The sequence below is a fragment of the Micromonospora sp. NPDC005257 genome (assembly GCF_042872445.1).
Lineage (GTDB): Bacteria > Actinomycetota > Actinomycetes > Mycobacteriales > Micromonosporaceae > Micromonospora.
The window spans coordinates 470,876-485,245 of record NZ_JBIAKL010000001.1 but is presented as its reverse complement, the minus strand read 5'-3'; the positions used below and the strand labels follow the sequence as shown (position 1 = coordinate 485,245).

The window sequence follows — 14,370 nt, the reverse complement described above, 5'->3', positions numbered from 1 at the left end:
CGCCGCAGCGCCTCGAACTGGGCCACGGTCAGGTAGGACGAGTTTGCCGCCTGCGGCTGCCGGAGCACCTCCGCGCCGGCCAGCCGCTGCCGCCTCGGGTGGGGTGAGCAGTTCGCAGGCGGTCGGCCCGCGCAGGTCGAGCCAGTGCCGGTCGGTGGTTAGCCGCAGCCGGATCTGCCCCACCCGGCGCCGGTGGCGGCCCGCCGCCGTCGGTAACTTTGCCGCACAGCCCGAGGTGCACGTGCAGGATCAACTCACCGGCGTAGTGGTGCAGCAGACACTTGCCGTACGCCTCGGTGCGCTCCAACACGGTGCCGGAGAGCAGCGCGGCTCCCTCGGCCAACCGGCCCTGCGGGCTGGTGGCGAGCACCTTGTCCCCGGCGAACAGCTCGGCGTGCCGGGCCGCCAGGCGATGAATCGTGTGTCCCTCTGGCACGGGTGCCAAGCGTAGCCAGAGGGACACCCAGATCACGGGAACGGGTGCGGATACGGGTTGATCTCCTGCGGGTCCAGCGGCGTGTCCCGGTGGCCGAGGCGGACCGGGAGATCGAGCAGCCGGGGCAGGTCGGCCCGGCGGTTGCGGTATCCGAACACCATCGGCAGGAAGCCGGGCACGATCACCCGGACGGCGGTCAGGTCGGCGGCTGCCTGCTCGACGGCGGTCTGGTCCACCACCACCACGTCGTAGCCCTCGCCGAGGTAGCGGTCGACCACCCGGTTCAGGTCGTCGAGCAGGTCGTCGGCGGGTTGGTGGCGGTCGGCGACCGGGAACGCCTGCTCCATCGACAGGATCTCGTCCCGCTGGTAGAGGAAGTCGAACCGGTGCCAGCTCTCCGGCGAGGCGGCCACCAGCATGTGGTCCTCCATCCGCACGACGAGTTCCGGGTCGGCGACCATGCTCGGCGCCGTGGTGTCGGCGGCCACCTCCTCCTTGGTCGCGTCGGCGACGCTGGCCAGCTCGACCAGTCCGGCCCAGAGCGCCCGCTCGGGGTCGAGGTGAGCGCCCGCCCCGCAGAACGCCTTCGGCTGGCCCGGCCGGCCCTCCTCGTCGACGAGCATCAACCACAGCGAGGGGATCTGCTCCGGCATGGTGATGTCGAAGACGTGCAGCCGGCTGCCGGTGGTCCGCTCCAGCCACTGCACCAGCAGTCGGGTCATCGGGTCGGCGGACGTCATCGGGTCGATCCGGGGCACCGGCAGCCGGGCGTACCAGGTGGCCAGGAAGGCGTCCCGCTCGGCGATCTCGAAGATGCCGTGCAGGATGGCCTCCTCCATCGTCCCGCCGAGGGCGCAGCCGTTCGAGCTCTCCCCGCCGAACGTGGTCTGGTGGGCGCCGTAGTAGGCGAAGGTCTCCGGCACCAGCACCGGACCGCCGCGCCGGAACGAGTAACCGTACACCCACTCGACGGGCAGGTCCGGGTGGTACCGGACGGCGTGGTGGGTCGACGGCGCGGGCGGCAGCCCGAGGGCCACCGGGTCGACGGCCCGGTCCGGCCCCAGTTCCCGGTAGGAGGCGGTGACGCAGGTACGCCGGGCCCGGGGCAGCGTGCCGGCGAAGCGTTCCAGCGCCTCGGCGATGGCGACCGCCACGCTGGCCGGGTAACTGAAGGTCCGGCCGTACCCGGACAGCTCGCTGCAGCAGACGGGTCCACCGAGCGCCCCGACGAGGATCATCGGATGGTGGTGGTGGGCGGTGACCGTCGAGATCAGGCCCGTCTCGCTGTCGACCATCAGGTCGAGCAGTTGTTCGTACTCGGCGGTGAGGCTGCGTGCCCGGTAGTCGTCGGGGCGGCGCTTGGGTCGGGAGACCAGGGTCAGGCTGCCCGCCGCCGGGCTGTCGTCGGGCAGGCCGCCGCAGAGGGCGCACTCCGGCTCGGCGATGAACCGGTGCCGGCTGATCTCCAGAGTCGCGGTGTCGACCTCCAGCACCGCGCCGGCGCACCGAGGTCCGGTGCCGGCGTTCGCACGGGCCACCTCGTCGGCGACCAGGGCGGCCACCACGGACCGTACCGGGGGCGCGAGGACAGGCGAGGGCGGCTGCACAGTGTCGGCGTAGAGGGCTTTCCACAGCTCCGACCGCCAGGAGGTGCCGGCGATCCTGGCCCGGCCTTCCCTGCGCTGGACACAGCTGTGGCAGCCGGGCGTACCGGCGACGGTGTACGGGCCGATCCGGATGCCACGCGGGGTCGGGTAGACGGGGAGGAAGTCCCGCCCGGCCTGTTGCGCCGCAGTCGCGGCGGCGAGCAGCCGGTCGGTCTCCGGCTGATCGAGCACGATGAGGTCGAGGTTCGGCGCCTGCTGCGGGTCCAGCTGTGCGGTCACCGCCGCGTGCAGGTCACCTCCCTCACCGAGGGTACGCAGGGCCGCCGCGATGGTGCTTGTCATCGGTTTCCTCCGGTGCCGTCGGTGAGGGTCGCCTCGACGATGAACGGGAGCACGGCCCGCAGCGCGGGCAGGTCGTCGACGGGACGCAGCAGCAGGCGTCGCCCACCGGTGGTGAACCCCTTGAGCAGGGTCTCCAGGTCGCCCTCCCAGGAGTCCGTGCCGACGTCCGGTCCGATGTCGGTGCCGGTCGGGACGCGGTCGGTGAGCAGGGCAGCGGCGGTCTGGGTGGCCAGTTCCAGCGCGGTCTCGGCGTCGGTGGCGCAGGCGTGCGACAGCCAGCGGTCACCGGTGCCGACGAAAACTGTCGGAACGTCGGAGACGTCCCGCCAGGCGTGCAGTTCGTGACCGAGGACGGCCATGTCGTCGGCGAGGTGCCGGACCGCGGTCGGCCAGGTGTCCCGGCTCCACTCGCCGCCGGCATCGGCCGATGCGGGCAGCGGAGGTTCACCGGCGGTGGCGTACGCCAGCCGCAGCGCGGCCCGGCCCTGGGCCTCCGCCCAGCTGAGCCCTCCCGCCACCACCTTCGGGTACGTCGCCCCGCCGGGCACCGCCACCACGGCTCCGGTCAGCGGATCCCACCAGGTGTCGGTTGGCGACGGCGTGGAATCGGCCGAGGGCGTGGCGGACCCGGTCGGAGGCGGGGCAGCCTCGGCCGCTAGCAGTTCGAGCCCGGCGACTGTGGCTCGGACGAGTGCCTGCCGACGGTCGTCGCCGACCGCGGTGACGGCCCGGGGGCCGGTGCCCGCGCCGGTCAGGTCGGCGACAGTCGCGGTCAGGCAGCTCACCGAGAGTTGGGAATACTCGCCGGTGCCGACCTCGATGACCGGTCCGAGCCGCCTGTCGATCACGGCCATCACCCGGGTGGCGAAGGTGTCCCGATCGATCGGCGTCCGGCCGGCGACCGTGGCCACCCGCTCGGCGAGCGGCGTCGGTGCGGTCCGTTCGGCGCAGCTGCCGCAGCGCGGGTGTGCCCCGAGCGGGTGCCCGCTGGTTTGACCGGAATCCAGGTCGAGGCGGGTCATGATGTTCGGTGCGGCGCCCGGTCCGCCAATCGCGGCGCGGAAGTGGACGAAGCCCAGGATCCCGCCGATCAGCGCGGCCATTGGTGCGGTCAGCTGCTCCGACCGGTGCTCCGGCCGGTCCAGCAGGGCGAGCGTGGCACCGGCCGGGCCGGTGCCGTGGGCGGCGCGTACGCCACACTCCCAGCAACCGGCGGCGACATCGCCGCTGCTCGGCCCGACCCAGACGGAGTCGCCGTTCGGTACCGCGTGCAGGGCGGGGATGCCGGCGGCCCGAGCCGCCCGGGTCACCGCCACGGCGCGGCCCGCCAGCTCGCGGCCGGTGCAGTGCAGCACCGCGTCGAATCCACCGAACACCGCAGTCAACGCCGCCTCGGGTCCCGCCGTGGCGTCCGGCACCCGGGTCAGGGTCACCGTCGGGTCACCGTCCCGGCAGCGGTCCAGGATCCGCTGGTACGCCTCGTCGTCGGCCGGCTCCTCACCGGTCTCCATCACCGTCGCAGCCCGCAGCCCCAGGTCGAACAGGGTCTGCACCAGGCTGTGCAGGGGCGCCCCGGCACCGACGAGCAGCACCCGGGCGTTGCGGAAGGCCTCGAAGCGGTGCACCGGAGCGTCGGCGACGTGTTCGGCGTACGAGATCGCCTGCCGGTACCGGTCCAGTTCCCAGTCGAGCAGGCCGTGCGGCGACTCGGCGTCCAGATCACGGGCGAAGCCGCGGCGGACCAGCATGCCCACCATGTCGGCGACCAGCCGCTGCTGGGCCGGTGGCAGGCCGCCGGTCAGCTCGTCGAGCGTACGGCTGCCGTCCAGATGCGGGGCGAGCTGCGCGACCAACTGGTACGCCGAACCGCCGGTGATCTCGGTGCTGCCCCGACCGGTCTCCATGTAGACGCCGTTCTCGACCGCCACGTAGAGCAGGTCGTCGCGGAGCTTCGCCCTCATGCCTCCTCCTTCTGGTGCAGGTGTCCCATCCGGACCATCACCGACCGGCCGGTGTCGGTGAACGACTGCCGACCGTGCAGGTATCGGGAGTTGTCGACGATCAGAACGTCGCCGGCCTGCCAGGGCACCGCGACCGTCAACCGCTGCGCCACCTCCGCCGCGATCGACAGCAGCCGCGCGGGCAGGGGTGCGCCCGCCGCCGTACGCACCCGCAACCGCTGGTCGTGGTATTCGTCCTCGTCCGGTCGACTGACGAACAGCGAGTTGCAGAACGCCGGTACGCCGCCGAAGCGGGTCGGCGGCGTACACCGGGTGCCGAAGCCGAGGACCAGCCCGGTGCCGGCGGTGTGCACGCCGACCGACTCCCACGGCCGCAGGTAGGGCTCCCACTGGCTCAGCGCCAGTCGGACCGTCTCCGGGTCGTCGGTGTCGAAGGTGCGCTGCCAGTCCTCGGCGGGCAGCGTGTTCTCCCAGACGATCTCCATCTGCTCGAACTCGACGCGCACCTCGTCCGGTAGCGCGTCGAGCAGGGCCACGCCGTCGCAGAGCGTGGTCCGGCCGCCGTCGTCGGCCGGCCGCTCGCAGAAGAAGGTGAGCAGATCGGGCGAGCCCGGCCCGTAGGAGGCCTCGCGGTGCAACGGCATCCCCATGGTGCCCCGGGTGACCGAGGTGGTGGTGCGGTCGCCGCCGATGACGTCTCGCTCCTGCTGGAAGCCGCCCGCGTACGCCACGGGCTCCATCAGCGCGTCGCCGAGTGCCACGAAGGTGTCCCGCCGCCTTCCGCCGTCGCGGAGCAGCACCACCCCCTGCGCGGCGAGCATCGCCAGGACCTCTGGCGGTTCCGGTGTCCCGGTGAGTACCGGGACCTGGCTGTCATGCATCCGCACTTCCCTCCGTGAGCGTCACGACCAACGCGCCGGCTCGTGGTTTCGGTCTGCCGAGCAGCAGTTGCAGCAGGGGGACGGCGCCGGGCGGTAACCTCAGCGCCTCGGTCGCCGCCTGCGTGTCGAAGCTGCCCAGCGGCCGGGTGGCCGCTCCGACTGTCGCTGCGGCCAGCGCGGCGAGTTGGGCGGTCACCCCGGTGCGCAGGTACAGGTCCCGCAGGGCGAGCGGGTCGAGCCGGTCGATCGGCGGCTGCCCCTCGGCCACGACGAAGAGGCTGGCACCGGCCATGCTCATCGCGGTGTTCACCCCGCTGAGCATGCCGACCGCGGTCGGGCTGGTGGCCGGGGCGGCGGGCGTCAACCGGTGCCGTTCCCGGTCGTACCGGTAGCCGCCCGGGGCCAGCCCGTCGACCTGGGTGACCAGGCACCACAGGGCGGGATGGTGCCGGTGTCCGGTCAACTCGGCCAGTGCGCCATCGGGGCGATGGCCGCCCGCGTACGCGCAGATGGCGGCGAGTTGTCCGACCGTGAGGCCGGGTGCGAGGTCGGTGGCCGACGCCCGGCGGGCGGTGGCCCCCCGGGACGGCGCCGCCGGCGGCGGCAGCTCCACCTGCGGGGGTCCACCCTCCGCCGGCTCGCGACCGGGCACCGCTGGCCAGCCCGACTCCGGTGCCGCGAGCGGTACGGAATCGGCGCCGGAGCGGATCGCCTGGTGCAGGGCGACGGCGGCGGCGGCGGCTCCAGGCCGGTTGCGCCGGTCGCCGTCCAGGCCCACCGGAGCCGGCAGTACGCCGGCCGGCAGCGGATCGGCACCCGGCACCGACAGATCGGGTGCGGTGACGTCACCGCACCCGGCGACGTCACCGAGGTCGGGTGGCGTGGCGTCGCCGAGGTCAGCCGCCGGCAGCTCGACGACCGCCACCGCGGTCTCCATTTCGCCGTCGAGCCCGAGCAGGGCGTCCACCGGCGCCGGGTGGCGGAGCAGGCGGACCCGGCTGGCCAAGGGTGATCCGGCGAGCTGGCCCAGCAGCACCCCGCTGTCCATCATGGACAATCCGTAGCCGATGGCTCCGTACTTGCCGGCGTTCTTCCAGACCCGGCAGGTCACCACCACGGCGTGGCGCGGCTGCGGGCCGGTGTCACCGAGCAGGAGATCCAAGCCGGTGGCCGGGTCGCCGGGGCGGATCAGTTCCAGCGCGTGGTGGACCGGATCGTGGTGGTACACCCCCGCCGGCAGCCCGGCCGTGCCTCCCCATACGACGTACAGTTCGGCCGGGTAGAACGCGCCTCCGGAGGGCACCCCGCACCGGGTGGCGATCCACAGCGGCAGCAGTCGCATGTACGAGGTGACGGTGGCGGGTTGTCCGGTCAGCGTGGCGAAGGCGGCATCGGTGATCAACTCCAGCCGACGGGGCGCGTACCCGAGCAGCAGGGCGCTGAGCCGGTCGACGGCGGTGCGACCCAGCGGCGGAGCGCCCGGTCCCGGCCAGTGCAGCGGCCACCGGCGGCTGTCCGGGTACTGCTTGCCGCGCGGCGACGGATAGTTGGCCGGCAGGTCCCGGGACTGCACCGCCACCGCCGCAAGGTAGCCCGCCACAACGCCGTCGGGGTGCGGTGCCCACTGTCCGGTCATCTCAGTTGCCTGCGCTTTCGTAGCGGCGTAGCCCGAGACTGAACAGCGCCAACGCGACCCCGGCGGCGGCCAGCGCGACAAGCGGGCTGAACGCGCCGACGGCGGCCGGCCCGCCCCTGCCCAGCAGAGCTGCGGCCGGGAAGTAGCCGACGAAGGCCACCGGGATCACGGTCAACAGCGATCGCATCCCCGGGCCGTACACGGTGAGTGGATAACGAGCCAGGTCACCGAGCATGTGCACGCTGACCGCGACCGAGTTCGACGGGCTGAGCAACCAGAAGGCCAGGGCGTTCGTGGCGAGGCTGATTCCGGTCTTGACCAGCACCCCGCTGACCAACAGCACACCCGCCCAGAGCAGGGTGAACGGCGTCCAGGCCACCTCGATCCGCCCGGCGGAGAGGCCGAGCAGCGACACCCCGATCACCACGTTGCCCAGTCCGTTGACGCCGACCGCCGAACCCGTCACCTGGAGCACCACCGGATAGGGGCGGACCAGGAAGTAGTCCAGCGCACCCATGTTGACCATGCCGCTCAGTTGCCAGGCGCCCTCGCAGAACAGCGACCCGACCCCCTCGGCGAGCATCACCATCCCGGAGACGCAGAGCACCTCCCACCTGGTCCAACCCATCAGCACCGGGGTCTGGGCGAAGATCGTCACGACGAACACCAGCCCGGCGAGTTGGCCGAGCACCGCGGCGGCGATGGTGAGCAGTGCGTCGGCGCGGTACTCGAGCACAGCTCGCAGGTGGGCGCCGAGCAGTCGGCGGTAGAGGCCCAGGGTTCCCGGTGCCCGGAAGCGATCATCCACCGTGCACCACCAGCCGGCGCAGGGCAGCCCGCCACAACAGCCGGGTCGCCAGCCAGAGCAGCACGATCCACAGCAGTTGCAGCCCGACCAGGGAGAGCGCCTCGGCGCCCTGGACCTCGCCGAGGAAGATCAGTGCGGGAGTGGAGACGATGCCAGGAAAAGGAGAGAACACGCAGATCGTCTGCAACCACTGCGGGTAGAGGGCGATCGGCACCAGCGCACCGGAGAGGATGCTCGTCACGGCGATCCGGGACAGGGTGAGACCGGTGAAGTTGCCCGTCCAGAAGCAGGCCAGCCCGACCGCGTACACCAGGGCGAACTTCAGCGGCACGACGGCGGCGAGGCTCACCAGGAACAGGGCGGCCTGCGGCGCGTCGGGCAGCGGGGCGCCGCCGAAGACCATCAGCAGGACGCCGCCCATCACCACGACGACCATCAGCTCGCCGAGCAGGTAACCGATCGCCTCGGCGAAGCGGGCGAGCTGGTAGTCGATCGGTCGGACCAGGTCCAACGCCACCGAGCCGTCCAGCACCCGCAGTGCGAGCTGGCCGTCGGTGAAGCTGGACAGGATGGTTCCGGTGAGGAACGAGACGAACAGGTATCCCTTCATCTGGTCCCAGGAGAGCCCGGCCAGACTGCCGTCCGTGTCCCCGACGAACAGCGCCCGCCACACCGCGAACAGCGCCACCGCCTGGACCGCGCTGCCGACGAGTTGCAGCAGGAACTCGGTACGGTAGGCGAGCACCGTGGACCAGGCCATCCGGCTCAGGCTCAGATAGGCGATCATCGCGGTCCGACCACTCCGACCGGTCCGGGCGCTCCGGGCGCGCTGGGCGTCCGGGACAGCTCGCCGGCGTACGCACGACGCACCACGTCCTCCAGGGACGGCTCGTCGATGCGCAGGTCGACCACCTCGACCACCGCCGAGACCACCGAGACCACCTCACCGGCACCGAGCCGGTCCCGATCGAACGTGATCGACAGCTGCCGGGGCGACTCCCCGACGGCGACCCTGGTGCCCGGCAATCCGACGTCGAGGCCAGCGGGCCAGTCCCGGTCCAGACAGAGGTGCAGCGTCCGGTCCCGGGCCAGCATCTGCCGGACGGACTCCATCGGACCGTCGAAGATGACCCGCCCCTCGTCGAGGACGACCAGGCGGCGGCACACCTGCTCGATGTCGCCGATGTCGTGGGTGGTGAGCAGCAGTGCCGTGCCGGCCTGGCACTGGGCCCGCAGGAAGTCCCGGACCGTCTGGCGGGCGATGATGTCCAGTCCGATTGTCGGCTCGTCCAGGAAGACCACCCGGGGCGAGTGCAGCAGCGCGGCGGCCAGATCGGCGCGCATCCGCTGCCCCAGCGACAGCCGCCGCGCCACCACCGGCAGCAGTTCGCCCAACCCGAGGAGGTCGTCGAACTCGGCCAGCCGCTGCGCGTACCGCCGCTGCGGAATCCGGTGGATGTCCCGCAGCAGCGCCAGGGAGTCCCGCACCTGTAGGTCCCACCAGAGCTGGCTGCGCTGGCCGAAGAGCACCCCGATGTTGCGGGCGTTGGCGTGCCGGTCCCGGTGCGGGACCACCCCACACACCTGCACCTCCCCGGAGGTCGGATGCAGGATGCCGGTCAACAGCTTCACCGTCGTCGACTTGCCGGCACCGTTGGGTCCCACGTACGCCACCGCCTCGCCGGGACCGATGTCCAGGTCCACCCCGTCGACGGCGGTGCGCTCGTGGTGTCGCGGCCGGACCAGATGCCGCAGCGAGCCGGCCAGGCCGGGGGGTTTGTCGGGCATCCGGAAGGTCTTGGTCAGGCCGCGAGCCTGAATCAGCGGCGTGGTCGTCACGGTCCGGCCGGTTCGACGAGGGCCGACCCGTCGGCAGCCGGCAGGGGATGCAGGGTGAGCACGTCACCGAGCCCGTCCACGCGGGCGAGTTCGATGGTGAAGGCCGTCTCGAAGGCCCGGCGTACGTAGTCGAGCGCAGCCACTCCCGGCGGCAGGGACGCCGTCGCGGGATCGTCGGTGCGCACCAGGTGCACCTCGGCGGCCAGCCGGCCGGCGACGTTGACGAAGTGGCAGAAGTCGCTCCACCGCAGGTACCGCCAGAAGTCCACGCTGACCACCGCGTCGAGGCTGCCCGGTGCGATCGGCGGGTTCATGCCGATCAGGTGGTAGTTGGTCGGGCCGGGCGGAGCGGAGTAGTCGAACGTGATCGCCTCGGCCGGTAGGCCGGCCTCCGCGCTGCCGGTGCCCACCCAGAGCACCCGCGGACCGGGAAGAGCATCGGCCAGCCGCTGCACCGCCGGCCCGATCCGGCAGGTGGACTGTCGTACGCAGTCAGTGATCGCGGCGCGGTATCGCAGGATCCGCTCGACTGACCCGTACACCTCCATCATGCCGAAGAACTCCCACTCGATCACCTGCTCCACGATGAGTTCGCGGTTCGCGGCGAAATCGTCCCAGTCGCGCTCGATCCGGCGGTGACGCGGCAGATGGAAAACGCGCGCCTCCTCGTCGAAGGCGAAATTCAGCTCGTTGACCCCGAGCTGCTTGTGCACCCGATAGAACAGTTCGATGTCCTCCAGCCCCCAACGCAGTCCGAAAGCTTCATTGAAGCCACCAGCCAGGTCGAAAAGGCGCCGGGAAAGCGAGATGTTGTGGGTGTAACTGAACAGCCAGCCCACCCGCAGCCATTCCTGTCCCATCGGCTCGCCGCCGGGAAATCGCAGGTCACCACCGCCCTCGATATGCAGTCGGGGCAGGTCGAGGAAATCTTTGCCGTCAAGGACGGTCTCGATGTGTTCCAGGTGCAGCTCGTCGCGGCGACCCAGCAGCACGGGGGGGCGACCCGGGATCGCGTGGTGGGCCAGGTGGCGCTCCAACAGCTGTGGTGAGGTGTAGGAGTCGGCGTCGAGGAAGAGCAGCAGCGGCGCCCGGCTGAGTCGGACCGCCTCGTTGCGCGCGGCTGCCCGGCCCCGCTGCTCGGTGGCGTGCACCAGGTTCAGGTTGATCCCGGGGAAAGCGGTGGCGAGGTCCTCGTACCCTGCTGGGGAGCCGCCGTCACGAACCACGACGACCTCGAAGCGTTCGGGACTCAGCGTCTGCCGCGCCAACGAGCGCAGCGTCAACTCCAGACAGTGAGCGTCCTGGTGCGTGGGTATGACCACACTCAGCTCGATCACGTCGTCCACCCCTGTCGCCATCCGACTTCCTCCCGTGACTGGTCGTTTCGTGACGGCGGGGGCCGGCGACGCCGACATCCCGCCTCCGACACGTGCCCGGTGCCGGCAGTTGCCGACACCGGACACGCCGGTCACCGGATCAGTGAGCCATTTTCATCGTGACGGCGCAGGTCACGGGCGGTGTGGGAGGCCGGTATCCAGGTAGGACGAGGCTCCCGGTAAGACAGCAATCGACCAAGATCAGATGCCCCAACCGGGAGCCTCGCTGTGCTGTCTTACCCTGCCGCGATTCCGTTGTCCACCCGCAGCCTGAACCACCTCGCCGCCCTCATCCGAACCCGCCGCCAGCAGCAACGGTCTCGGTGGCGACGCCTCGACCCCGGCCGGCAAGCCCTGCTCGCCCTGGCCCACCTGCGCAACGGCGACACCTACACCCGCCTGGCCGCCGGATTCGACATCGGCGTCACGACCGCCTGGCGTTATGTCCGCGAGGCCATCGACCTGCTCGCCGCGACCGCCGACGACCTGGCCACGGCCATGACCAGGATCCGTCTGCTCGCCTACGCAATCCTCGACGGCACCCTGATCCCGATCGACCGGGTCGCCAACCAGAAGCCGTACTACTCCGGAAAACACAAGCGTCACGGCGTGAACGTGCAGGTCATCGCCGACGCGGCCGGGCGTCTCGTCTGGGCCTCGGCCGCGCTGCCCGCCTCGACGCACGACCTGACCGCCGCCCGCACCCACGGCATCATCGACGCCCTGGCCAGCACCGACGTGATGACCTTCGCGGACAAGGGCTATCAAGGCGCCCCCGGCAGCGTGCGCACCCCGTTCAAGCGGCGCCGCTTCCGGCCGAAGCTGTCACGCCGGCAGAAGGCCGTCAACCGAGCGCACGCGAAGATCCGCGCCCGCGGCGAACGCGCGATCGCCACCCTCAAGACCTGGAAAATCCTGGTCAAGCTGCGCTGCTGCCCACGCCGAGCGACCGCGATCGTGCAGGCCATCCTCGTCCTGCACCGCGTCGAAGCCGACCGCTACGCAGGATGAAAATGGCTCAATGACAGTTGACGCAGCACCACGTGTGGCTGGGACGCCCTGCGCAGCTGCAGCCGCCGCAGGTGCAACCACAGCTCCGACCGTCGATCGCACCATCGGTGACCTCGACGCTGCCGGTGGGGGTGGCGGCGTACAGGTTGTTCGACTCCCCGCCCTGCTCCGCCCAGGACACCTCAGTGATGTCCAGAGCGGTCAGGTCAAGCGGACCCTTCATGTCCCACCTCCAGTTGACGAGATTGTCGTAGACGATCGTAGGGATCGATTCCACTGCATCACACCATTCGATGGTCACAGAATGGTTAACCGGAAAATAAATCAGCGGAGAAGCCTGGCGGCACCCTCTCGACACCTCCGCAACGGTGACAGCGAGTGAAGATACGATTACTCGAAGCACCCCTTCCGGATGGCTATGTGGCTTTCGCCGAAGGCGCGACTTAGTCAATTGAATCGGATGGTGCGACCGCCTTCCGAAACCTTGATAAACTTGCCGCCACAGTTTTGTCGCCCAGGCCACCGATCCCGCTGCCAAGCTGCGCGAGCGGGTTTACCAGACCATCGACGTCGGCCTGTCCGAGCTGCGCAAGGCCGGCGGTGGCCCGAAGTGCTGCACGTTACGACTCCGGCAGGAAAAGGCGCGCCAGCCCTTTTCATCCTGAGTAGCGGCTGGTCTCGACGCGGCGCAGGACGAGGATGGCCCGGACGATGCCGACCATGCTGGACGCCCAGTCGATCAAGTCGAGCGAAGGCGGCGAGTCTCGCCGTTCGACATGGGCAAGAAGACCACCGGCCACAAACGGCACCTCATCGTCGACACGATGGGGCTGATCCTGGTCGTGATGGTCACCTCCGCGTCGGTCAACGACCGCCCCGGAGGCCGGCGGATCCTCGCACGGCTGGCCGAGGCGTTTACCACCATCGCCCTTGTGTGGGCCGGCGGCGGCTATGCCAACAGCATCGACTCCAGCCTGCTGGCCTGGGCGAAAGAGCAACTCGGCATCCTGGTGGAGATCGTCAAGCGCACCGACGACGTCACGGGCTTCAACTACGAACGGCTGACCGTCAACTCAGAAACCACGATCAAGGTCGCGATGACTCGACTCATGGCGATACGTCTGGCCCGTCAAGCGACTCGTTGGAACAACGCCACCGAGCGCGAAGCCACCCGACGCATCAACGCCGAACGACTTCTCACCGTGTAGCTGGCTGGTAACCCGAAATTCTATGAGAGGGCAGCGGTAGTCGCCTGGTCGAGGCGGCGCACTGTCTGGGCTGGTACGGCCGGGCCGGCTGCGCCCGCCGAAGGACCAGTCGCACTTCGAGGCGCCGGCCCGGCCGTCAGGCGCGGCGCGCCGGGCGGCGGGTGAGCGCCACCCCGAGGGCGATCATGCCGACTCCGAGGAACAGGTGCAGCCAGTTGTCGGCGCCGTTGAGCGGCACGAAGTTGGCGCCGCTGTCGTGGTCGATCACCAGGCCGTAGAGCCAGAGCACCAGGTAGACGGCGCCGCCGCCGATCAGGTACGCCCGGGCGCCGGAGACCGTCCGGGACAGCGCCAGCCCGGCGACGCCGAAGAGCAGGTGCACGATGTTGTGCAGGACCGACACCTGGAACAGGCCCAGCAGCTTCGCCCGGGACTCGTGCCCGGCGAACATCATCGTGTCGTAGTTCGTGGTGATGCCGGGGATGAACCCCAGCACGCCCACCACCAGGAAGACGATGCCGACCACCTGGGCGGCCCGGCGTACCGGGGACGCGGGCGCGCTACGGGCGACGCGGGAAGAACCGGCCATGACTGACACCTCCGTTGGCAAAGTCTTCCGCGTCCGCGGCGACCAGGAAGCCGAAACCGTCCGGATCCCCGGATCGAGATCAGCAACTCAGCCGGCCTCGCCGGCTCGCCGGTGCGCCAGCAGGAGCACGGGGGTCCACGGCCGCCCGTGCGCCGACCTGTCCGACGAATCTCGGACCACGCGCCCCGTCGGGCAGGTAGCCGCGCAGCGCGTCGAACTGGGCCACGGTCAGGTACGACGGGTTCGCCGCCTGCGGCTGCCGGAGCACCTCCGCGCCGGCCAGCCGCGGATCGGCGCGCAGCAGGTCGCGGCGTACCCGCAGCGGCTCGTCCAGGATCGTCAGGTCCAGCGGCGCGGTCCACGCCTCGCCCGGCGCACCCGGCTCCGGCGGGGCGGCGATCCGGCCGACGCCCCAGACGCCGTACGGCGCCCGGCCCCGGCTGCCGCTGGCCCAGAACACCACCGGCTGGCCGGCGCGCATCAGGCGCACCCGGTAGCCGGGGCGGACGCACCAGCCGGTGACGTGCGGGTCGGCGGCGAAGCGGGCCGCCAGGTCCACCGCGTCCGCGTTGCCCTTGATCAGCCAGGCGCCGAGGTCGTCGAGTGTCACCCGCCGGTCGCTCATCCGCCCATTCTGCGGTTCGCCCGGCCGTCCCGCAGGACTGCGCCCACGGCC

General features: G+C 70.9%; 13 protein-coding genes and 1 pseudogene. 2 read left to right on the top strand and 12 right to left on the bottom strand.

Annotated features, from left to right (window positions below):
• Positions 1-63: 63 nt before the first annotated feature.
• From ACFYO8_RS01895 to ACFYO8_RS01855, 9 genes and pseudogenes are all read right to left on the bottom strand, one after another.
• A pseudogene (locus tag ACFYO8_RS01895) lies at positions 64-436 on the bottom strand (DNA-formamidopyrimidine glycosylase family protein); the annotation flags it as partial.
• Between the two features lie 32 nt (positions 437-468).
• On the bottom strand, positions 469-2,385 hold the full coding sequence (locus tag ACFYO8_RS01890) for a TOMM precursor leader peptide-binding protein (RefSeq protein WP_354863890.1): 1,917 nt from the start codon (positions 2,383-2,385) through the stop codon (positions 469-471).
• Positions 2,382-4,346, bottom strand: coding sequence for a TOMM precursor leader peptide-binding protein (locus ACFYO8_RS01885; protein ID WP_354863892.1), 1,965 nt, complete (start codon positions 4,344-4,346; stop codon positions 2,382-2,384). Before ACFYO8_RS01885 ends, ACFYO8_RS01890 begins: the two co-directional genes overlap by 4 nt.
• A complete protein-coding gene (locus tag ACFYO8_RS01880) occupies positions 4,343-5,227 on the bottom strand; it encodes a TauD/TfdA family dioxygenase (RefSeq protein WP_354863894.1) in 885 nt (294 codons plus the stop codon). Before ACFYO8_RS01880 ends, ACFYO8_RS01885 begins: the two co-directional genes overlap by 4 nt.
• A complete protein-coding gene (locus ACFYO8_RS01875; protein ID WP_357708030.1) occupies positions 5,220-6,806 on the bottom strand; it encodes a hypothetical protein in 1,587 nt (528 codons plus the stop codon). Before ACFYO8_RS01875 ends, ACFYO8_RS01880 begins: the two co-directional genes overlap by 8 nt.
• A gap of 58 nt (positions 6,807-6,864) precedes the next feature.
• The gene (locus ACFYO8_RS01870; protein ID WP_355047562.1) at positions 6,865-7,671 is read right to left on the bottom strand and encodes an ABC-2 family transporter protein; all 807 of its coding nucleotides are present in this window, start codon (positions 7,669-7,671) and stop codon (positions 6,865-6,867) included.
• On the bottom strand, positions 7,664-8,458 hold the full coding sequence (locus tag ACFYO8_RS01865; protein ID WP_354863900.1) for an ABC-2 family transporter protein: 795 nt from the start codon (positions 8,456-8,458) through the stop codon (positions 7,664-7,666). Before ACFYO8_RS01865 ends, ACFYO8_RS01870 begins: the two co-directional genes overlap by 8 nt.
• A complete protein-coding gene (locus tag ACFYO8_RS01860) occupies positions 8,455-9,459 on the bottom strand; it encodes an ATP-binding cassette domain-containing protein (RefSeq protein ID WP_354863902.1) in 1,005 nt (334 codons plus the stop codon). Before ACFYO8_RS01860 ends, ACFYO8_RS01865 begins: the two co-directional genes overlap by 4 nt.
• A 47-nt stretch (positions 9,460-9,506) precedes the next feature.
• Positions 9,507-10,868, bottom strand: a complete 1,362-nt coding sequence (locus ACFYO8_RS01855; protein WP_387256642.1) for a glycosyltransferase family 2 protein — start codon at positions 10,866-10,868, stop codon at positions 9,507-9,509.
• Positions 10,869-11,114: 246 nt separating this feature from the next.
• On the opposite strand from ACFYO8_RS01855, the gene ACFYO8_RS01850 reads away from it, so the two are divergent.
• Positions 11,115-11,897 (top strand): IS5/IS1182 family transposase, encoded by a 783-nt coding sequence (locus ACFYO8_RS01850; RefSeq protein ID WP_013283918.1) that lies wholly within the window; start codon positions 11,115-11,117, stop codon positions 11,895-11,897.
• Positions 11,898-11,904: 7 nt separating this feature from the next.
• Here the strand turns inward: ACFYO8_RS01850 and ACFYO8_RS01845 are convergent, their stop codons facing one another.
• Positions 11,905-12,174 (bottom strand): hypothetical protein, encoded by a 270-nt coding sequence (locus ACFYO8_RS01845; RefSeq protein ID WP_387256640.1) that lies wholly within the window; start codon positions 12,172-12,174, stop codon positions 11,905-11,907.
• A 499-nt stretch (positions 12,175-12,673) separates the two neighbouring features.
• Between ACFYO8_RS01845 and ACFYO8_RS01840 the strand changes: the two genes are divergently transcribed.
• On the top strand, positions 12,674-13,105 hold the full coding sequence (locus ACFYO8_RS01840) for a transposase (protein ID WP_354863908.1): 432 nt from the start codon (positions 12,674-12,676) through the stop codon (positions 13,103-13,105).
• A gap of 136 nt (positions 13,106-13,241) precedes the next feature.
• On the opposite strand, the gene ACFYO8_RS01835 is transcribed toward ACFYO8_RS01840, so the two are convergent.
• Together ACFYO8_RS01835 and ACFYO8_RS01830 are read right to left on the bottom strand one after the other, a co-directional pair.
• Entirely contained in the window at positions 13,242-13,694 is a 453-nt protein-coding gene (locus tag ACFYO8_RS01835) for a DUF4383 domain-containing protein (protein WP_354863910.1), read from the bottom strand.
• Positions 13,695-13,773: 79 nt separating this feature from the next.
• A complete protein-coding gene (locus ACFYO8_RS01830) occupies positions 13,774-14,319 on the bottom strand; it encodes a hypothetical protein (protein ID WP_355047407.1) in 546 nt (181 codons plus the stop codon).
• Between the last annotated feature and the right edge of the window lie 51 nt (positions 14,320-14,370).